The organism is Deltaproteobacteria bacterium (assembly GCA_035063765.1).
GTDB lineage: Bacteria > Myxococcota_A > UBA9160 > UBA9160 > PR03 > CAADGG01.
Map to the genome: position 1 here is coordinate 47725 of JAPSFT010000005.1, position 18119 is coordinate 65843.

Consider the following 18119-nt stretch of genomic DNA (forward strand, 5'->3'; position numbering starts at 1 on the left):
GCCGCGATCGGCGACGTGCCCTGGGACCTGCTCGAGCCGGGCGACCTGGTGCGCATCCACTGGCGCGCCGAGCCGTATCGCGAGAAGTGGGTGATCGGGCGCAGCGGCACGGCCGAGGCGCCGATCGTGGTGCGCGGTGTCCCGGGGCCGAACGGCGAGCGGCCGGTGGTCTCCGGCGACGGCGCGACCACGCCCGAGCTGCTCGACTTCACGGGGAAGGCGCGCGCCGTGATCAAGATCGGCACGGCCAACGTGCCCGACGCGTACGTCCCCGAGCACGTCGTGGTCGAAGGCTCGAGGTCCGCTCCGGCCACGAGTCGTACTCGTTCCATGACGACCACAGCGCGACGCAGGCCTATGCGAAGAATGCCGCCGCGATCTGGGTCGAGAGCGGGCGCCACGTGACGATCCGCGACTGCGTCATCGCGGACTCGGGCAACGGGCTCTTCGCGTCGGCATTCGACGGCGAGACCCGGGACATCCACATCGAGCGCAACCGGATCTTCGTGTACGGCAACGTCCTGGTCGAGCCCGACGGCGCCGGCAACAGCCAGATCGTCCACTACGGCGGTGACAGCGGCGATCTCTCGATCTATCGCAAAGGCATGCTGCACTTCTTCCACAACACGGTGGTGTCGAAGCGCAGCGGGCACACCACTCTCCTGCGCCTCTCCAGCGACGACGAGACCGCGGATGTGCGCGACAACCTGCTCTACGTGACGGCGGAGGGATCCGAGCTCGCACTGCTCGACGGGTCCGGCACCCTGCTGCTCTCCCACAACGGGTTGAAGTTCGGCTGGGTCGAGAGCCACTCCGGCTCGGTCGTCGACGTGGTCGACGCGGGCGGCAACCTGGAGGCTGCCGATCCCGGCTTCGCGGACTCCGCCGCGCAGGACTTCCGCCCGCTGCCGTGCTCGCGCTCGCCGCTGCCGCCCGCCGCGGAGCTCGCGGCTAGACTGCGTCCAGTCGACGACGCTCATGGCAGCACGAAGGAGCGCAGGAGCGAGACATCGAATGCACCGAGGCGTACTGGCGCGATTCCAGAGGCCAGGGTCGTGGCAAGGCCCAGGGTCTTTCGGGAGCACCTCCATCGGATGCTCTCCGAGAACGGGTATCCGGAGCTGCGCAGCCTCGAAGCGCTCCTCGACGCTCTCGGGTTCCGTCTGAGCGTCGAGCTGAAGCCGGCCGGCCCGGTATCGTAGCCGCCGGAGAGGTGGCCGAGCGGTCGAAGGCAGCGGTCTCGAAATTCGTCTCGGCGTCGCGGGGATTTCACGAGGTACTTCTGCAGCTTGCGTCGCTCTACTGCGCCGCGCGATGCCAGCAGGGCTGATCCCCGCAGATCCCTCGTCATCCCTGTTGATTCGAATGGATCCAGGATGATCTCTCTTGATCCCTCTTGATCTCCAAGGCTCCACGAATCCCGCTTGCGATTATGATGACGGATACGTTAGCATTCGACGACGCATGATCGAGGTTCGCGAGTACGTCCCGGAAGGAAGGACCGCGAGCCTCTTCGCCGAGTGGTTCCTCGCCCTTGATTCCCGCGGACGTCAGCTCGTGGACGATGCCGTTGCGCGCATGCGCCTCGGCAATCTCGGTGACTGCAAGCGGGTCGGCGCCGGCGTCGTCGAGCGCCGGATCGACAGCGGGCCCGGCTATCGCATCTACTTCGGAAGAGACGGAGACAAGCTGATCCTGCTGCTCGCGGGCAGCACGAAGCGCCGTCAGCAGAAGGCGATCGCGACGGCCCAGGAGCTATGGCGCGATTACAAGCAGCGCAAGCGAAAGGGAGACTGACATGGCCCTCACCCGAGACTTCCGCGAGACCGTGATGGCCGCCGCTCAGAAGGACGCCGCCTATCGACGCAGCCTTCTGACCCGGGGATTCGCGCTCGCGCATTCGGCCGACGAAGAAGACCGGAACGTCGGCAAGTCGCTGCTCCGCGACTACGTCAATGCCACGCTGGGATTCCAGGCGCTGGCCAAGGAGCTGGACAAGAAGCCGGAGAGCCTCATGCGGATGCTGAGCGATTCAGGGAATCCCCGTCTCAGCAACTTCGCCGAGTTGGTGGAGTGCCTCTTCGAGCACGAGGGAATTTCGCTGCTGGACGAGGAGGCGTAGCGCCCGCCTTCTGGGTCGAGTCCCCGGTCACGATCGCGCCGCCCGCTCGTGGCCGAGGTCTGGGCGCTCCTCCGCCTCCCCGTGATCGCCATGGATCGCCTGCGCGATCACGCGCTCGGTGACCGCCTGGAGATGGGCGCGCAACGTGGTGTGGAGCTGCTGGAACTCCGGCCACAGCACCTCGTCTGCGAAGCGACGCGCCACGCGTGCCATCACCGTCGTGCGGCGCTGCCCGGCGTAGCGGTAGGGACGGATGCCGTAGCGGCGCAGCAGCGCGAGGAAGAGCGCCCGAGACCAGTCGTCGGGAAGCGAGAAGCGGATCTCGACCGGTGGCTCCGCGCGCTCCAGCCTGGCGAGGCGCTGCAGGATCCGCTCCCGCGCGCTTTCGGCCGCGAGCCGTTCCCCGTCGCTCCCGGGGCGGGCAAAGAGTACCTCGATCTTGCGGAGCTTCTCGACGAGCCGCCACTCCTCGTCCTCGAGGCCGCGGGCCCGCGCGCGATCCCTGGCTGCGCTCATCGGGCGTGGCGGCTCGTTGCGCGACGGGCGCGGCTGCGAGGCTTGCCATGGAAGCGTTGCAGCAGCTTGGTGGTGGCCTCGGCGTCGAACGACTCGGGGTCGAACCCGGCCGGTGTCCACTCGGACGCACTGTGGTGTTCGGGATGACGAGGATGCCGAAGTCCGTGCTGCATGGGCGGCGCGAGGGCAGGGCCGCCGGACGATTCGGCTCGCCTTGTGGGCATCCGGGCTCCTCCGCTGCGGGACGCTACCGCCTTCTCGGGGCCGACCGTCAGGCCTCCTGCATGGCCCTGCGAGTGGCCCATGGTCGACGCTGTGCTCGGCGTCTGATTTTGCTTGCATCACGGTCTCGGGCGATCCTGCACGCGGAGAGGTGGCCGAGCGGTCGAAGGCAGCGGTCTTGAAATTCGGCTCGGCCAGCGGGCCGATTCCGTCGCATCGACGGCGCTTTGGCGCCAACTTCGTCCCGTCCGATGCAAGCGGGTTCGATCCCTCCGAACCGTTCTTGCGCCATCGTGATCCGGGCTGCGCCCGATCGATTCGTCGTGATCCTGGATGATCCCTCGTGATCCCCGCCGACGACCGCTCCTGGCAGGACCTGTAGCGTTTAAGCTACGATTCCCCGGTGCCGAGAGAGATCGAAGTCCGGATCTACGTCACGGCAGCCGGCACCGAGCCCTACACCGAGTGGGAGCGAAGGCTCGGGGACCGGATGGCACGGGCCAGGATCCGGGCGCGGATCGGGCGGCTGCGCCTCGGCCACTTCGGGGACGCGAAGCGCGTGGGCCAAGTGTACGAGCTGCGGATCCACGTCGGGCCTGGCTACCGGGTCTACTACGGTCGAGAAGGAGACGCCCTCGTGATCCTCCTCTGTGGAGGAGACAAGGGATCGCAGGAGCGAGACATCGGACGCGCCGAGGCGTACTGGCGCGATTACAGGGGCCGGGGTCATGGCAAGGACTAGGGACTATCGGGAGCACCTGGACGAAGTCCTGAAGGACGACGCGGAGGCGGTCGCCTACCTGAACGCTGCACTCGGGGAAGACGATCCCGAGATCTTCCTCCTCGCGCTGCGCGACGTGGCGCGCACCCGCGAGGGTGGACTCGCAGGCCTGGCCGAGAAGGCACAGCTCAACCGGGAGCACCTCTATCGGATGCTTTCCGAGAACGGCAATCCGGAGCTGCGCAGCCTCGAGGCGCTCCTCGATGCCCTCGGCTTCCGCCTGAGCGTCGAGCTGAAGGCGACGGGCTAGGTATCGTTGCCGCCGGAGAGGTGGCCGAGCGGTCGAAGGCAGCGGTCTTGAAAACCGCCAGGCGCGCGAGCGCCTCGAGGGTTCGAATCCCTCCCTCTCCGCCAGCCCCCTCGCGGCCCTCGCGCGCTGCCCGGCGCCCGCGACCGCCGCCCTCCACGGGGAGGGGCGCCGCGCGGTCCGGAGGCAGGGTCGGCCGCCTCGGACGCGGGGCCGGACCGGCACGGCAGGGCCGGGCGCCGGCGGCTATGATGCCCGGCCCTGTGCGCGGAGAGGTGGCCGAGTGGCTGAAGGCACAGGTTTGCTAAATCTGCATACGGGAAACCGTATCGAGGGTTCGAATCCCTCCCTCTCCGCCAGCGTCACGCCGCGTCCGTGCCCCCCGGCCGCCCCGAGCGGCTCCCCGGCGGCCGGGCGCGCCCTGCAGGAGCCGGAGCTTCTCCGGAGAGATGGCCGAGCGGCTGAAGGCACGCGCCTGGAGAGCGCGTGTACCGGAAACGGTACCGTGGGTTCGAATCCCACTCTCTCCGCCAGCATTCGGATGGCCGGCGGGATTCGCTAGAGTCCCCGGCCTCGAGCGCCCGTAGCTCAGTTGGATAGAGCGTCAGGTTGCGGACCTGAAGGTCGCATGTTCGAGTCATGCCGGGCGCGCCAGTTCCAGGAGGCCCGACGCGGGGTTGCCGCGTCGGGCCTTTGCGCTTGGCGGCGGGACGTACCGCCGGGCGTCACCCAGGAGCGCAACCCGGAAGCCCGCGCGAAGACGACGAACCGCATCCCGCAGCAGGCGGTGGGCGGAGGCGCGATCCTGCGAGCGCCGGCCCCCGGCGAGCGATTCCTCTCGGGCCCGGCCCGGGCGGTGCCGATACCGGCGCCATGCCCGGTCTTCTCGCCATGGCGGTCGCCTCGGCGGCGGGATGGGCCGTTGCCGCCGTCGTGCGCCCGGTCGCAGGCGGCGCCGGATCCCTGGTCGGGAGCTTCGTCCTCGGCGCGGTGGTCTTCGTGATGGCGAAGCGCTGCTTCGCCGAGCTGCGCGGCGACCGGTAGCCGCCGCAGCCACGACATCCGTCCGCTCTCGCATCCGGCTCCCAGCGCCTGGAGGAGGGGTTCCCGGGTGAGCCCGCCTCCCGGCCCTTCGAAGAGCCGGGTCGCGCGCTACTCGAAGGCGATCACCTGGCGCGCGGCTTCGCCCCTGCGCAGGCGGTCGAAGGCGTCGTTCACGCCGTCGAGGCCGATGCGCGACGAGATCATGGCGTCGAGCTGGAGGCGGCCGTCGAGGTAGAAGTCGACGTACTTCGGCATGTCGAAGCGGAAGCGGTTCGAGCCCATGTAGGAGCCGATCACCTTCTTCTCCTGGAGCGTCAGGTCGGCGGCCGGGATCGGCACCATCTCGGTGACCGGCACGACACCGACGAGCACCGTCGTGCCGCCGCGGCCCGTCATCGCGATCGCCTGCTGCACGGTCGGGACGAGGCCGATGCACTCGAAGGCGAAGTCGACGCCGGCCGGGGCGAGTTGGCGCACCGCGGCGACCGGATCGCCCTTCTTCGCGTCGACACCGTGCGTGGCACCGACCTGGGTTGCGAGGTCGAGCTTCCACGCCTGGGCGTCCACGGCGATGATGCGGCTCGCACCCGTGATGCGCGCGCCCTGGATCGCCGCGAGCCCGACGCCGCCACAGCCGATCACCGCGACGGTGGCACCGGCTGGAACGTCCACGGTGTTGAGCACGGCGCCGAGGCCCGTCGTCACGCCGCAGCCGATCAGCGACGCGCGGTCGAGCGGCATGTCGTCGCGGATCTTCACGAGCGAGCGCTCGGGGCAGAGCATGCGCTCGGCGAAGGAGGACAGGTTCGCAAACTGGAGGATCGGCGAGCTGTCGGCCGCGGTGATGCGCGGCTTCGCCCCGAGCGGGCGGCCCGTGAACTGGGTCAGGCACAGGTAGGGTCGCCCCTCGGTGCAGAACGAGCAGACGCCGCACCACGAGGTGATGCAGCCGATCACGTGATCGCCGGGCGAGAAGTCGGTCACGCCCTCGCCCACCGCATCCACGACGCCCGCGGGTTCGTGGCCGAGGATGCAGGGCGGCGGCATCGGCAGGTGGCCCTCGACCACGTGCAGGTCGCTGTGGCAGATCCCCGAGGCGACGGTCCGGACCAGCACCTCGCCGCGGCCCGGTGCGTCGATGGCGACGTCCTCGAGCACGAGCGGGGCCTTGTTCGCGCGCATCACGGCTGCTTTCACGTCGATCTCCTCTCGTGATCTCCCACGATACATGGGCTTGCATCGATCGGCGAAGGCGCGCGGTCCCGCGCACGCGGTCCCCGGCGGCGGCGAGGAGCCCGCCGGTCTCGAGCTCGTGACGACGAGGACGCGACCCTCGCGCTCGACGCGTCGGTGCTCGGGGTTCCTCGGGCCGGCGTCCGGTACGGGGTCGCCGCTTGCGTCGGCGGCGGGGGCCGGGCCGAAGGTGCCCTGTTCGGCGAAGGCGGCGACGCTGGCGGGCGAGGACGGGATCGCGAGCGTGTCCACCGCGGGCTCTGGACACCCGTCTCTACCGCGTGCAGGTGCGGCGCGCGGCCAGCTCCTGATCGGCCTCGGCGACCTCGCGGGAGGTCCCTTCGAGAGCGTAGCGAGCGCCGTGTCCGACGACGGCTCGGTCGTGGTCGGCGAGAGCATCGGGAGCATCAGCCAGTACGAGATCGGCCGGAGCGCGGTCCGATGGACGCTCGCGGGCGACGTCGTGACGGGCATGGCGAGCCTCGGCTGGCTCGCGCCGAGCTCCCACGAGAGCCACGCCTACGCCGTCTCCTCGGACGGTGGGATCGTCGCAGGGACCAGCACGGACCCGGCGGACTCCCTCGCCTTCCGCTGGACCCAGGCGGACGGGATGCGCCGCATCGAGGATCTCGCGGGGGGTATGGTCCGGAGCAGTGGCCTCGGTGTCTCGGACGCGGGCCGCGTCGTCGGCGAATGCTACGACGCCGGTGGTGCGAAGGCGTGCTTCGCCGACGAGGAGCAGTTCGCCACGCTTGCCGACCCGTTCTCCGCTCCGATCACGGGCAGCGCGGAGGCCATCACGCCGGACGGGGTCTTCGTCGCGGGCACGCGCGACACGCAGGAAGGTCGCGAGGCCTTCCGCTGGTCAGCGACCGACCTCGCTCGGGGCGAAGGTGCGATCACGGAACTCGGCGACCTCGAGGGTGGTGCCTTCGCGAGTACGGCGCACGCCATCTCGGACGACGGCTCGACGGTCGTGGGCAGCTCGGAGGTGGGCGGTGGGACCGAGGCGTTTCGCTGGACCGAGGCCGGCGGGATCGTGAGCCTGGGCGATCTGCCGGGCGGCAGCGTGAACGCGGTGGCCACTGCGGCCTCGGCGGACGGCTCGCTCATCGTGGGCCGCGCAAACGACGCATCCGGCTCGCGCGCCTTCGCGTGGGACGCCGCGCACGGCATGCGGCACCTCACCGACCTGCTCGACGATCGCGGCGTCGAAACCACCGGCTGGAGGTCAGGAGGGACGGCGCCTCGTCACCAGGACAGGTGACACCCATTCGATTCGGCTGACACGCCGAGCCTCTCCCGGCCACCTCGCGTGCAGGCAGCGCAGCGGAAGGGACCGCTCGGCAGGGAGCCGGGAGGCCTGGTGGGTCCCTCGTGCGCACCCGGCCCCGGCCGGCCCTTCCACGGTTCGGCCTGGAGGATCGTGATGGCACCCGTACGGACCTCCGTCCTGCTGGCTCTCGTCCTCCTCGTCGCGGCGCAGCCCGCCCGCGCCGTGTCCCTCGTCAACGGCAGCTTCGAGGACGACGCGCTGGCCGCCGACTCGTTCTGCGTCTCGTTCGCCGCGCCGCTCTGTGCATCGCTCACGGGCTGGAGCGGCGACGTCTACCTGGTGAACGGAAGCCCCGGCCCGATCGCGCCGCAGCTTCCGATCCCGGATGGCGAGCAGTTCGCGATGATCCAGTCTACCGCCGTGATGCAGCAGTCGGTGACGATCGACGTCGCCGGCTCCTACCGGCTGACGTGGTCGGATGCCGGACGGGCGCACTACATCGGGGCGAACGGCAACGCGAGCTACGACGTATCGTTCGACGGGACCGTGCTCGGCTCGTACGACACCGTGACGGGCTCTCCGTGGGCCTCCCACTCGCTGACGTTCCACGCGAACGCGGGCGTCTTCACCCTGGAGATCGCCGGAACCACGCCGGCCAGCGCAGGAGACAACTCCGCCCTGCTCGACGCCTTCGTCCTGGTGCCCGAGCCGAGCGCCCTCTGCCTCGACGCCGCGGCGCTGGCCCTCCTTGCCTGCCGGAGCGCCGCGCTTCGTCGGCGAGCGCGCCGGGGCGGACGAGGACGGTAGGAGCGGCCTTCCCCCGGAGATCGCTCCCGGCACGGCGCTGCTCACCGGCGTCCAGGGCTATGCGGGACTCGGTGCGACGGGCAACGCGTTCGGCGGCCAGTTCCTCCGCAGCATCCCGGCCAACCACGCCGTCCTGACCCTCACGAACCTGCCCGAGCACACCACGCTGGATCTCGCCTTCCTCTTTGCCGCCATCGACTCGCTGGACGGGACCGGCACCTTCCCGGCCGGCGACTTCTTCGAGGTGCACGTGGACGGAGTGGTGGTCTTCAGCGAGTCCTTCGCGAACGCCACCGCGGGCCAGATCCAGAGCTACGAGCCCCCGGCCGGGGTCGAGCTCGCGCGCCATGCCGATCTCGGCTTCAGCGGGCCCGGCAGCTACTACACCGACAGCGCGTACGATCTCGGCGCAGACCCGATCTTCCAGGACATCCCGCACACCGGATCGTCCCTGACCCTCGACTTCTTCATGCAGGGCCCCGGCAACCAGGCGCTCGAAGACGAGTCCTGGGCGATCGACAACCTCTCGGTGCGGGTGGACACCGTGCCCGAGCCCGGCTCCGGTGCCCTGATGCTCGCCGGCCTCGCCGGTCTCGCCTTCTCTGCGACGCGGCGGCTGGGCTAGCCCGCCACGCCCCGGCGGTCGTTCGAGGGAGACCAGGAGCGGCCCGCCCCGCTCCCGAACGCATGCTGCTCTTGACCGCCCTCGATGGATCCAGGAGCTTCGAAGCATGCGCAACGAGGAGGTGATCGCGGCGCTCGCCGCGCTGGCGCAGGAGACGCGGCTCGGGGTGTTCCGCCTGCTCGTGCGGGCCGGCGCCGGAGGGCTGCCGGTGGGCGCGATCGGCGACGAGCTCGGGATCCCGGCCGCGACGCTCTCCTTCCACCTGAAGGAGCTGCGGAACGCCGGCCTCGTGAGCTGCCGCTGCGAGGGGACCTCGCGGATCTACACGCCGAGCTTCGCGAGGGTCTCCGAGCTGATCCGCTTCCTGACGGCCAACTGCTGCGCGGGCGTCTCGGGCTCGGGCCCCGCGCCGGGTGCCCGCCGCGGGGCTGCTCGCAAGACGGCGGCGAGCGCCCGGAGGGCGGCGGGAGGGAGGCGCCCGTGAGGCGCGGGCGTCCCGGCGCTCGCGGCCTTCGACGCCGGGGATGCGAGCCATGGCCAGCGGCAGCGCCGCCGATCGCCCGGGCGAGGTGTGGCTCGTCCGTCACGGCGAGACGCCCTGGAGCCGGGACGGGCTCCACACCTCGCACAGCGATCCGGATCTGACCGAACGCGGCGAGGCGAGCGCCCGGGCGCTCGCCGGGCGCCTGCGCACCGAGCGCTTCGACCTCGTCCTCACGAGCCCCCGGCTGCGCGCCCGGCGTACCGCCGCGCTGGCGGGCTTCGCCGCGGCCGAGGCCGACGGCGACCTGGTCGAGTGGGACTACGGGCGCTACGAGGGCATCTCGACGCCCGAGATCCGACGGTCCGTGCCCGGCTGGACGGTGTGGACGCATCCCTGTCCCGGCGGCGAGACGGCGCAGGAGGTGTCGGAGCGGCTCGACCGGGTGATCGCCCGGGCCCGGGCCGCCGGCGGCCGGACCCTCCTCTTCGGACACGGACATGCGTTGCGCGCCCTCGCCGCACGCTGGATCGGGCAGGAGGTCACGCTGGGCCGCTCGCTGCGGCTCGACACGGGCACCCTCTCGACGCTCGGCTGGGAGCGGGAGAGCCCCGTGATCCTGTGCTGGAACGCCGGGGCCCGGTAGCGGCGGCGGGAGGCCCGGCGCCGGAGGGCGCCCGGGCCCGGCGACGGGCTACGCGCCGATCCCCGCCTCGTGCAGGAGCGTGCGCCAGCGCGCGAGCTCGGGACGGGGGGCTGCGGCCAGGATCGTGCGGTCCGGGCGCACGAGCAGCGCGTGGGCGCCGCCGGCGGCGAGCGCCGCGCCGATGCGGCCCGAGCGGTCGACGAGCGTCGTCGTCTCGTCGCTCGCGTGCGCGCTTGCCTCGGCCTCCGAGGCGACGACGCGCACGAAGCGCGTGTCGAGGCGCTTCCAGAACGAGCGCTCCTCCGCCCCGGGCGGCCCGAGCGGGGCATGGCCGTCGCCGAGCACGACGAAGCCCGTGCCGAGGGCGTCGTCGAGGAGGTGCTCCGCGCCGTCGCGGGTCGTGACGGGCCCCTGCGGCAGGAAGCGCCCGGCGAGATCGCCGCGCCGGCGTGCCGGACACACGAGCGCCCCCCGGCCGAGCCGGCCGAAGAGATGCTCGGCGAGGAGGTCGTCGCTGCCGAGGAGCCCCCCGGCCGCGCGGGCGAGCCGGTGCTGCCAGGCGAGCCGGCCGGGCGTCCCCCGCGTCATCGAGCGGCCGATCCGCACGGCCGCGTGGATCACGCGGCGCGCGTGCGGGCGGCGCTCGCTCTCGTAGCTGTCGAGGATCCGCGCATCCGCATCGCCGCGCAGGTGCAGCGCGAGCTTCCAGGCGAGGTTCGCGGCGTCGCGCACGCCCGCGCACAGGCCCTGCCCGAGGAAGGGCGGCGTCTGGTGCGCCGCGTCGCCGAGGAGGAAGACGCGGCCGCGCCGCCACGGCCGCGCCACGATCGAGCGGAAGGTGTAGACGGCGGCGCGGAGCAGCTCCAGGGTGGACGGATCGCGATCGCCGAGCCAGGGCGCGACGAGCGCGCGGACCCGCTCGGGCCGCGTCATCTCGGCCGGTACGTCGCCGGGCATGAGCATGAACTCCCAGCGATGGCGGTCCTCGAGCACCGGCATGTAGGTCGAGGGCCGCCCGGGATCGCAGACCTGCTGCACGCCGGGGAAGGCGACGAAGGGTGCCGGCGAGCGTACGTCCACGACGAGCCAGGTCTCGTCGAAGCCGAGGTCCTCCATCGCGACACCGACGAAGCCGCGCGTGCGGCTGCGCGCGCCGTCGCAGGCGAGCACGGCCTGCGTCCACACCTCCGAGAGCACGCCGCTCTCGCGATCGCGGAAGGTGACGCGCACGGGGGCCGGCCCGTCGTCGCGGTCCTGCTCGATGGCCTCCATCTCCGTGCGCGCGAGGAGCGTCACGTTCGGGCGCCTCGCAAGGCCCTCGCGCAGGACGAGCTCGAGCTCGGGCTGGTCGAAGAAGCTCGATTCGGGCAGGCCGTGGGGCCCGCTCTCCGCCCGGCGCGGCAGCTCGAAGACCGGCCGCAGCGAGCGGTCCACGAGCTGCATGCCCGGGATCGCGCGCGAGCGCGCGGCGATCTCCGCGTGGAGGCCGATCGCCTGGAAGACGCGGAAGGTCTCGTCGTCGAAGTGGACGGCGCGCGGCAGGGGGTACGGCGCCGCCTCGCGCTCGAGCAGCAGGACGTCGATGCCGCGCTGCGCGAGGAGGTGCGCCGCCACCACGCCGGTGGGCCCGGCGCCCACGATCACCACGGAGACGGGACGGTGCTGCGCGATCGGCATGGGGCTCCTCCTCGGGAGGGGATTCAGCGGACGAGGTTCTCCTGCCCGCCGAGGTCGATCGCGCCATCCGGCGTGCGGATCGTGGCGGTGACGCGATCGCCCGGCTGCAGGTACGCGCGGCGCCGGGCCTGCGCGCGCAGGAAGAGCTCCCAGCGCCGGGCCTCGGGCAGGAGCGAGACGAGGCGCTGCACGAGCGCGGGCGGCGACCGGAGCGCGACGCCGCCCGGTGTCCCCGTCAGGATCAGGTCGCCCGGGTCGAGGTCCTCGATCTGGGTCAGCTCCGTGAGCGTCGCCGCGGGGTCGAAGACCATGTCGCCGGCGCTCGCGTCCTGCCGCACCTCCCCGTTCACGCGCAGCGTGAGCCGCAGCTCGCGCCAGCGCGCGAGCTCGGCCGGCTCCGGGACGAAGAGCACGGGGCCCGCCGGGCAGAAGGTCCGGTAGCTCTTGCCCTTGTAGAACTGGGTCTGCGGGAGCTGCACGTCGCGGGCACTCACGTCGTTGGCGACGACGAGCCCTGCCACGAAGCGCGGCAGGGTGGCGTCCTCCACCACGGTCGGGCCGCGCGTGGCCGTGCCGATCACGAGGCCGAGCTCGACCTCGTAGTCGAGCAGCCGCACGTGCGGCGGCCGCACGATCGCGTCGCGTGGCCCGGTGATCGCGGCCGACGACTTGCGGAAGAGCACGTTGAAGCGCTTCGCGTCCGGGTCGAGTCCGATCTCCTCGAGGTGCGAGCGGTAGTTCATGCCCTGGGCGATCACGCGGCAGGGGTGGGTGACGGGCGCGAGCAGCTCGAGCTCCGCGAGCGGCCGGGCGCCGCCGCCGGGCGTGCGCGCGAGCGCGCGCGCCGCGTCGAGGCCCTTCGCCAGCAGCCGGGCCGTGGTCGGGTAGGAGCCGGGAAGCCGGCGCACGCCGTCCGGGGCGAGCACGCCCCAGGCGCCCTCGGCGTCGTCGGCGTCGCGGAAGTGAACGAGCGAGAGGCCCATCGGTCTCCTCCTCCGCAGCGGGACCGCGCCCGCGCGGCGAATCCTCAGCGCGCGAGCGCCCGCCGCTGTGCGGCGAGGCGGCCGAGCCGCAGCTCCTCGTGGCCTAGGCGGCGGCGCAGCAGGTCCACGAAGAACCGGGGCCCCGGCGGCGGGCCCACGAAGTCCGCGGGCAGCGGCGGGCCCCACTGGTAGAGGGTCGTGCCGCGGAAGGGCGTGCGGCCCGTCCCGGCCGGCGCCGTCAGCACGTCACCGTCCGCGTAGTGCTCGAGCGTCCGGCCATCGGGGTCGCGCCAGTAGTCGAAGAGCTGGCTGCCGAGGATGTGCCGCCCGATGCCCCAGACGTGGCGCCAGCCGCGCTCGCGCAGCCAGGCGCCGCCGGCGGCGATGGCGTCGAGATCCTCGGTCTCGAAGGCGGCGTGCGCGAGGCCGTCGCCCGCGCCGGCGGCGATCGCGATCGTGTGGTGATCGCTCGGCTGCTCGCCGCGATCGCAGCGGGTGAACGCCATCACCGGACCGCGCCCGGGCGCCTCCTCGAGCCACTGGAAGTCCGACACGATCATCCCGAAGGTGCGCATCCAGAAGAGCAGGGTGCGCGCGAAGTGGGTGGTCTCGAGCGCGACGTGCCCGAGGCGGGCGAGCTCGGCGGGCGCGCGCGCGGGGCGCTGCGTGCCGTCGACGCGGGGCTTCTCCGCGGGCCGGTTCGCGGCGAGTGCCGGGCGGCGCGGGAGCGGCGCCACCTCGGCGATCCCGTGGACCGCGTGCACCGCGAGCCCGCCGGGCGCGGCGAGGCGCACGCGCAGCCCGCCGCCCGGCTCGGTGATGCGCTCGATCGGCGCGGCCCCGGGGAGCGAGGCGAGCCGCCGCAGGGCGAGCTCCGAGTCGACGCGCATCGCGACGGCCTCGAAGCGCGCGCGCGGCCCGCGCCGCAGGATCACGGCGTGATGCGCCGGCCCGTGCGCGCGCAGCCAGACCGCGTCTGGCGAGCAGGCCGACGGGAAGAGGCCGAAGTCCTGGTAGAAGCGCTCCGCACGCTCGAGATCGGGCGTCACGAGCGCGACGTGCGCGACGTCCTCGGCCCGCACGAGCGGGTCGAGCACCCGCCCGCGCTCGACGTCGGCCCGATCGGTGGACGAGAGGAACGGGAAGGGACGGCTCATCGGCTCTCCTCCGCGGGCGCAAGACCCTCCCGGACGCGGCGCCCGCCCGCACGCGCGATCTCCGCGGCGTCGGCCACGCCGAGCAGGCGCAGGACGTGGGTCACGAAGGCGACGTCCGCGTCGGGGCCGAGCCGTCCCTCGAGCCGTGCCGCGAGCGCGCGCATCACGCCGCCGCTCACCATCTCGATCACGACCTCGAGCGCCTCGACCTGGAAGCGCCCGGCCGCGCGGCCCCGGCGCAGGTCGGCCTGCATGCGCCGGCGGAGCGCGTGCCAGAGCTCGGGATGCCCGCTCATGGTGAGCGCGAGGGCGAAGGACGCCGTCGCGGGATCGCGCCCGGCGAGCGCGAGCACGTTCGCAAGGCCGATCGCGAGCAGCTCGGCCGGGTCTTCGAGCCCGGCCGAGAGCGCGTCGTTCTCGGCGGCCACGCGGTCGAGGACGTGGCGGACGGTCGCGAGCAGCGCCGCCTCGCGCGAAGGGAAGTACGAGTAGAAGGTCCCGAAGCCGACGTCCGCGGCCTCGGCGATGCGCGCGATCGTCGCGGCCTCGAGCCCGCTCTCGGCGATCACGCGGCGCGTGGCGTCGAGCAGGCGCTCGCGGGTCTCGCGGCGGCGGCGCTGGCGGCGGCCCTCGGGCGCGGCCGGCGGCGCGGGAGCGGCGTGGCGGGCGGGCAGGCGGGCCATCGGTCCTCGGCGGGCCGCACCCCGGCGACCCGGAGGCAGGTTAGGCGAAATCCGATGGGATCGTCAAGTTCGATTTATCGATCGGATTCTATCGGCTTGCCTCCGTCCCGGGTCAGGGGCTTCCGCGTCAACCGCGGACCTCGATGACCGCCGGGTCGTCCGCGTGCTCGAGCAGCAGGCGGCGCACCCGGTCCTGCCAGAGCGCCTGGAAGGTCGAGGCCTCCTCGCCGCTCGCCTCGCCGCGCAGGCAGCGCCCCATGAGCTGCGAGGTGCGCGGATCGCCGCCCACGCGCTCGAGGTGCGCCGCGACCTCGACCGGCGTCCCGGCCCCGTCGACGCGCGAGAAGCGGAGCTCGCCGAAGGCGAGGGGGCGCCCGAAGAAGAGCCGCTCGCGCCGGCCGAAGCGCCCGCCGATCCCCGGGAAGCCGCTGTCCCCGGTCGCCCCGGTGACGAAGGTGCAGACCGCGGCGACCACGCCGGTCACGCCCGCGTCGCGCGCCTCGCGGAGCTCGACCCGGATCCCGCCCCGCTCGGGCGCCCCGCCCCCGTACAGCCGGCCGAGCGCCGCGCGCGTCATCAGGAAGGCCGACGCGACCGTCGGGCAGGAGTGGCCGGCCATCCGCACGACGTCGGCGTAGCGGTAGCGGAGGCGCCCCGCGCCGGCCGCGCCGAGGAAGCCGGCGAGCGGGTCGACGACGTCGATCACCGGCGCGTCGTCGAAGAAGGACGGGAAGGACTCGTGCGAAGCGGACCCGGCGGACATGGTGGCGGAACCTCTGGCTGGGGGGAGCCGCGATCGTAGCGGCCGGCCCCGGGGCGGGTCGGCCCGGGGCGCGGCGCCCGCGCCGTCTCGCGGCCCGGGCCCCGGCCTCCGGTATGACCGCGGTCATGCCGGGACAGCGCCTCCGGTCCCTACCTATTTCTGCGTTCCCTCCAGGACCCGCTCGCGTGCGCGGGGGTCGCGATCGCGCGGGGGTGACGGCAAGGGTCCGCGCCCCGTGGCCGGGGTACGGGCCGGAGGTCGCACGATGGCGGCTCGTCCCGGCCTGCGCTGCGCCGGCGCCGGCCTGCTCGTGCTCGGTCTTGCCCCGCTCGCGGCGCCGGCCGTGGTCGACGTCACCTACGACCTGCACTTCCGGGTCTACTGCGACCCGCCGAGCGGCCCGGAGCTCTGCTTCCAGGGATCGGGATGGACGAGCGTGGCCGACATCCGGGCGGCCTACGCGAAGCGCGTGGTCCCGGTGCTGAACCGGATCTACGAGCCCACCGGGATCTCGTTCCGGCTCCATGCGCTCGACTACGACGAGTCGCGGCCCGACTTCACCGCCGTCGAGCGGCCGAGCAAGCTCGACCCGCCGACGACCGCCGACGACGCGATCCGCGACATGCGCGAAATCGCGCGCCTGCCCGCCAACGCCGGGCGCATCCAGGTGTTCGCGCTGCCACGGCTGAAGACCGCGTTCTCGGCGGTTGCGCCCGAGTCCGCGTGCAGCGGCGGCACCGACGACCTGCGCGCGTGCAACCCCGCCGATCCCGGCGCCTGTCCGGGCGGCAGCTGCGACTCCCTGCCCAACTACGGCGTGTTCGTCGGTGTCGGGCTGCCCGGCGATCCGATCCTCCTCGCCCACGAGCTCGCGCACCACTTCTGCCTCGGGCACACGCAGTCGGGCGCCGATCGCGGGGACCAGGGCGGCGTCTGCGGGCCCCCGGTGAACCACAGCGGAGACGGCATCGCCGACACGCCCCCGGATCCGGGGCCGATGGAGCGCAAGAAGCGCAGCGAGTACGACGCCGCCAGCCCCGCCGAGCAGGCCGAGATCGCGACGCTCTTCGACGCCATCGTGCCGGATGCGAAGGCCCATCTCCGCCACCCCAGCTACCTGGACCTCGACTTCTTCGGCTGTCACCAGTGGTGCGACTGGAGCCGTTCGAGCGTGGGCTTCTCCTCGCCGGTCAACGAGATCCTCGGCGAGCCGAAGCGGGTCCAGCAGTGCAGCCCCGTCTGCTACGAGACGGGCCCCGGGCCCGCACCCGCGCTCCAGGTGGACCTCGGCCACGCGCCCGACACCGCGCTCGTCATCTCCTACTACTTCCGGGAGTGCAGCGGGCCGTGGGTGATCGGAGGCAACGTGGTCCCGGCCTTCACGCCCCAGCAGGCCGCGCACGTCGAGAGCTGCATCGGGGACGTTCCCGAGCGGGTGGGCTACGCCGACGTGTGCGAGACGCGCGGCGGCGACAGCGACCGCGACGGCATCTGCGACCAGGACGACGGCTGCAAGCTGGCCTTCGACCCCGCCCAGACCGACAGCGACGGCGACGGCAAGCCGGACGCCTGCGACCTGGCGCCGCTCTACGTCGGAGACATCGGGATCGACCACGACCTCGACGGCTTCGGCGACCTCGTCGACCCGGATGCCGACAACGACGGCTGTCCGAACGGGGGCGACCAGCACCCGCACGACGCCCAGCTTCCGGTGGCGACAAGGCTCCAGCCCGGCTGCGAGCCGCCGTCCGTGACGCTCTACGCCTTCGAGGGCGCCGATGCCGACGCCGACGACCTGCCGAACTGCGCCGACGCCGACGACGACCAGGACGGCATTCCCGATCCGCAGGACCCGTGCCCGCTCGTCCCGGGCACGAGCGGCTGCGTGATCGACGGCGGCATCTGTCCGCCGCCCTGGCTCACGCTCTGCCTGGGTCCCGGCTGCCTGCCGATCTTCGACCTCGTCGTGGTGTCGCTCGTGAACCCGGCCGAGGCGCTGCACTTCGACTTCCAGATCGTGGGCGAGCAGCTCGTCGTGGCGCCGCTGCCCGGGCGCAGCCTCGGCGAGACCCTCTACGCGCTCCAGGGAGGCTTCTTCACGGGGTCGCGCGGCGCCCCGCCGAGCCTCCAGCTCGAGATCCGCTCGCGGGCGAGCGGCGCCACCGAGGCCGTCGTGCTCTCGGGCTTCGACGCCGGGGACGTGACGATCGACTTCGACCGCACGGGACGCCTCCTCGCGCTCACGCCCGACGGTGTCGGAGGTCTCCTCCTCGAGCCGACCTTCGCGGCCGGGGCCCCCGCCGGCCTCGCCTTCCCCGACGGCGACGCCGACGGCGTCCCGGATCTCGCCGATCTCTGCCTGGAGGTCGCGGATCCCGATTCGCGCGACACCGACCACGACGGCTTCGGCGACGCCTGTGACCTCGACCTCGACCAGGACGGCGTCGTGTCGGCCGCGGAGCACGCGCTGGTCGGCGCCTGCGACGGCGTGGACCTCGCAAGCCCCGTGGCGCTCCTCGCGGCTGGCGAGGACGGCGAGCCCGAGCCCTCGCGGAGCGAGCTCGAGCGGCTCGGGCTCCAGGCCCGCTGCGGGCCCGCCGACCTCGACGGCAGCGGGTTCGTCGACCTCGCCGACGCGCGCCTCGCCGGCGCGCTGCTCGGGCGGCCGCCCGGGCCGTCCGGCGTGACGGCGATTCCCGAGCCGGCCGGGCAGGCGCTGCTCGCCCTCGCGACCCTCGCCGGGATGGCGTGCGGGCGGCGCGGCCCGGGCCGGCGGCACAGGGCCTGTGAAGGAATCGGCGACCGAGCAGCGCGCCGTCGCCGGTAGGCCAGATGCAAGGCGCGACGACGAGTCCC

20 protein-coding genes and 4 tRNA genes are annotated in these 18119 nt (G+C 73.0%); 17 read left to right on the plus strand and 7 right to left on the minus strand.

The window, feature by feature from the left end:
* The first annotated feature begins 15 nt into the window (after positions 1-15).
* From OZ948_04145 to OZ948_04160, 4 genes are all read left to right on the plus strand, one after another.
* A complete protein-coding gene (locus tag OZ948_04145) occupies positions 16-405 on the plus strand; it encodes a hypothetical protein (GenBank protein ID MEB2343912.1) in 390 nt (129 codons plus the stop codon).
* Positions 402-1202 (plus strand): hypothetical protein, encoded by an 801-nt coding sequence (locus tag OZ948_04150; GenBank protein MEB2343913.1) that lies wholly within the window; start codon positions 402-404, stop codon positions 1200-1202. Before OZ948_04145 ends, OZ948_04150 begins: the two co-directional genes overlap by 4 nt.
* A gap of 265 nt (positions 1203-1467) precedes the next feature.
* Positions 1468-1797: a type II toxin-antitoxin system RelE/ParE family toxin gene (locus tag OZ948_04155; protein MEB2343914.1), complete on the plus strand. Its 330-nt coding sequence runs from the start codon at positions 1468-1470 to the stop codon at positions 1795-1797.
* Between the two features lies 1 nt (position 1798).
* Positions 1799-2122: a transcriptional regulator gene (locus OZ948_04160; protein MEB2343915.1), complete on the plus strand. Its 324-nt coding sequence runs from the start codon at positions 1799-1801 to the stop codon at positions 2120-2122.
* 27 nt (positions 2123-2149) lie between these two features.
* Here the strand turns inward: OZ948_04160 and OZ948_04165 are convergent, their stop codons facing one another.
* Entirely contained in the window at positions 2150-2638 is a 489-nt protein-coding gene (locus OZ948_04165) for a hypothetical protein (protein ID MEB2343916.1), read from the minus strand.
* A gap of 649 nt (positions 2639-3287) precedes the next feature.
* Here OZ948_04165 and OZ948_04170 point away from each other — a divergent pair.
* From OZ948_04170 to OZ948_04200, 7 genes are all read left to right on the plus strand, one after another.
* The gene (locus OZ948_04170; GenBank protein ID MEB2343917.1) at positions 3288-3602 is read left to right on the plus strand and encodes a type II toxin-antitoxin system RelE/ParE family toxin; all 315 of its coding nucleotides are present in this window, start codon (positions 3288-3290) and stop codon (positions 3600-3602) included.
* Positions 3589-3891: a putative addiction module antidote protein gene (locus OZ948_04175; protein ID MEB2343918.1), complete on the plus strand. Its 303-nt coding sequence runs from the start codon at positions 3589-3591 to the stop codon at positions 3889-3891. The genes OZ948_04170 and OZ948_04175 overlap by 14 nt, the downstream gene beginning before the upstream one ends.
* 14 nt (positions 3892-3905) lie before the next feature.
* Positions 3906-3995 (plus strand) — tRNA-Ser (locus OZ948_04180).
* A 162-nt stretch (positions 3996-4157) separates the two neighbouring features.
* A tRNA-Ser gene (locus OZ948_04185) sits at positions 4158-4247 on the plus strand.
* Between the two features lie 84 nt (positions 4248-4331).
* Positions 4332-4421: transfer RNA gene (locus tag OZ948_04190), tRNA-Ser, on the plus strand.
* Positions 4422-4465: 44 nt separating this feature from the next.
* Positions 4466-4542, plus strand: a tRNA-Arg gene (locus OZ948_04195).
* Between the two features lie 219 nt (positions 4543-4761).
* Entirely contained in the window at positions 4762-4932 is a 171-nt protein-coding gene (locus tag OZ948_04200) for a hypothetical protein (GenBank protein MEB2343919.1), read from the plus strand.
* Between the two features lie 108 nt (positions 4933-5040).
* On the opposite strand, the gene OZ948_04205 is transcribed toward OZ948_04200, so the two are convergent.
* On the minus strand, positions 5041-6129 hold the full coding sequence (locus OZ948_04205) for a Zn-dependent alcohol dehydrogenase (protein MEB2343920.1): 1089 nt from the start codon (positions 6127-6129) through the stop codon (positions 5041-5043).
* Between the two features lie 226 nt (positions 6130-6355).
* Between OZ948_04205 and OZ948_04210 the strand changes: the two genes are divergently transcribed.
* The 5 genes from OZ948_04210 to OZ948_04230 all read left to right on the plus strand — a co-directional run bounded on the left by OZ948_04210 (position 6356) and on the right by OZ948_04230 (position 10000).
* Positions 6356-7432, plus strand: a complete 1077-nt coding sequence (locus OZ948_04210; GenBank protein MEB2343921.1) for a hypothetical protein — start codon at positions 6356-6358, stop codon at positions 7430-7432.
* Between the two features lie 162 nt (positions 7433-7594).
* Positions 7595-8248, plus strand: a complete 654-nt coding sequence (locus OZ948_04215; protein MEB2343922.1) for a DUF642 domain-containing protein — start codon at positions 7595-7597, stop codon at positions 8246-8248.
* Complete coding sequence (locus tag OZ948_04220; protein ID MEB2343923.1) at positions 8190-8873, plus strand: PEP-CTERM sorting domain-containing protein; 684 nt, start codon at positions 8190-8192, stop codon at positions 8871-8873. The genes OZ948_04215 and OZ948_04220 overlap by 59 nt, the downstream gene beginning before the upstream one ends.
* Before the next feature lie 106 nt (positions 8874-8979).
* Entirely contained in the window at positions 8980-9357 is a 378-nt protein-coding gene (locus tag OZ948_04225) for a metalloregulator ArsR/SmtB family transcription factor (protein ID MEB2343924.1), read from the plus strand.
* Between the two features lie 49 nt (positions 9358-9406).
* Entirely contained in the window at positions 9407-10000 is a 594-nt protein-coding gene (locus OZ948_04230) for a histidine phosphatase family protein (GenBank protein MEB2343925.1), read from the plus strand.
* A gap of 48 nt (positions 10001-10048) precedes the next feature.
* On the opposite strand, the gene OZ948_04235 is transcribed toward OZ948_04230, so the two are convergent.
* The 5 genes from OZ948_04235 to OZ948_04255 form a co-directional block, all read right to left on the minus strand.
* A complete protein-coding gene (locus OZ948_04235; GenBank protein ID MEB2343926.1) occupies positions 10049-11677 on the minus strand; it encodes a bifunctional 3-(3-hydroxy-phenyl)propionate/3-hydroxycinnamic acid hydroxylase in 1629 nt (542 codons plus the stop codon).
* Between the two features lie 23 nt (positions 11678-11700).
* Positions 11701-12660: a fumarylacetoacetate hydrolase family protein gene (locus OZ948_04240; GenBank protein MEB2343927.1), complete on the minus strand. Its 960-nt coding sequence runs from the start codon at positions 12658-12660 to the stop codon at positions 11701-11703.
* Positions 12661-12704: 44 nt separating this feature from the next.
* Positions 12705-13817 carry a VOC family protein gene (locus OZ948_04245; protein ID MEB2343928.1) on the minus strand — a complete coding sequence of 371 codons (1113 nt, stop codon included), beginning with the start codon at positions 13815-13817 and terminating at the stop codon, positions 12705-12707.
* The gene (locus tag OZ948_04250) at positions 13814-14500 is read right to left on the minus strand and encodes a helix-turn-helix domain containing protein (GenBank protein ID MEB2343929.1); all 687 of its coding nucleotides are present in this window, start codon (positions 14498-14500) and stop codon (positions 13814-13816) included. The genes OZ948_04245 and OZ948_04250 overlap by 4 nt, the downstream gene beginning before the upstream one ends.
* A gap of 127 nt (positions 14501-14627) precedes the next feature.
* Positions 14628-15263 (minus strand): hypothetical protein, encoded by a 636-nt coding sequence (locus OZ948_04255; GenBank protein MEB2343930.1) that lies wholly within the window; start codon positions 15261-15263, stop codon positions 14628-14630.
* Positions 15264-15528: 265 nt separating this feature from the next.
* On the opposite strand from OZ948_04255, the gene OZ948_04260 reads away from it, so the two are divergent.
* Entirely contained in the window at positions 15529-18090 is a 2562-nt protein-coding gene (locus OZ948_04260; GenBank protein ID MEB2343931.1) for a thrombospondin type 3 repeat-containing protein, read from the plus strand.
* Positions 18091-18119 lie beyond the last annotated feature (29 nt).

Bases quoted from the DNA above. Each gene is read 5' to 3' on its own strand.
- OZ948_04250 (MEB2343929.1), bottom strand. From the start codon at position 14,500: ATGGCCCGCCTGCCCGCCCGCCACGCCGCTCCCGCGCCGCCGGCCGCG.
- OZ948_04260 (MEB2343931.1), top strand. From the start codon at position 15,529: ATGGCGGCTCGTCCCGGCCTGCGCTGCGCCGGCGCCGGCCTGCTCGTG.
- OZ948_04255 (MEB2343930.1), bottom strand. From the start codon at position 15,263: ATGTCCGCCGGGTCCGCTTCGCACGAGTCCTTCCCGTCCTTCTTCGAC.
- OZ948_04240 (MEB2343927.1), bottom strand. From the start codon at position 12,660: ATGGGCCTCTCGCTCGTTCACTTCCGCGACGCCGACGACGCCGAGGGC.
- OZ948_04225 (MEB2343924.1), top strand. From the start codon at position 8,980: ATGCGCAACGAGGAGGTGATCGCGGCGCTCGCCGCGCTGGCGCAGGAG.
- OZ948_04200 (MEB2343919.1), top strand. From the start codon at position 4,762: ATGCCCGGTCTTCTCGCCATGGCGGTCGCCTCGGCGGCGGGATGGGCC.
- OZ948_04175 (MEB2343918.1), top strand. From the start codon at position 3,589: ATGGCAAGGACTAGGGACTATCGGGAGCACCTGGACGAAGTCCTGAAG.
- OZ948_04230 (MEB2343925.1), top strand. From the start codon at position 9,407: ATGGCCAGCGGCAGCGCCGCCGATCGCCCGGGCGAGGTGTGGCTCGTC.
- OZ948_04165 (MEB2343916.1), bottom strand. From the start codon at position 2,638: ATGAGCGCAGCCAGGGATCGCGCGCGGGCCCGCGGCCTCGAGGACGAG.
- OZ948_04160 (MEB2343915.1), top strand. From the start codon at position 1,799: ATGGCCCTCACCCGAGACTTCCGCGAGACCGTGATGGCCGCCGCTCAG.
- OZ948_04215 (MEB2343922.1), top strand. From the start codon at position 7,595: ATGGCACCCGTACGGACCTCCGTCCTGCTGGCTCTCGTCCTCCTCGTC.
- OZ948_04245 (MEB2343928.1), bottom strand. From the start codon at position 13,817: ATGAGCCGTCCCTTCCCGTTCCTCTCGTCCACCGATCGGGCCGACGTC.
- OZ948_04235 (MEB2343926.1), bottom strand. From the start codon at position 11,677: ATGCCGATCGCGCAGCACCGTCCCGTCTCCGTGGTGATCGTGGGCGCC.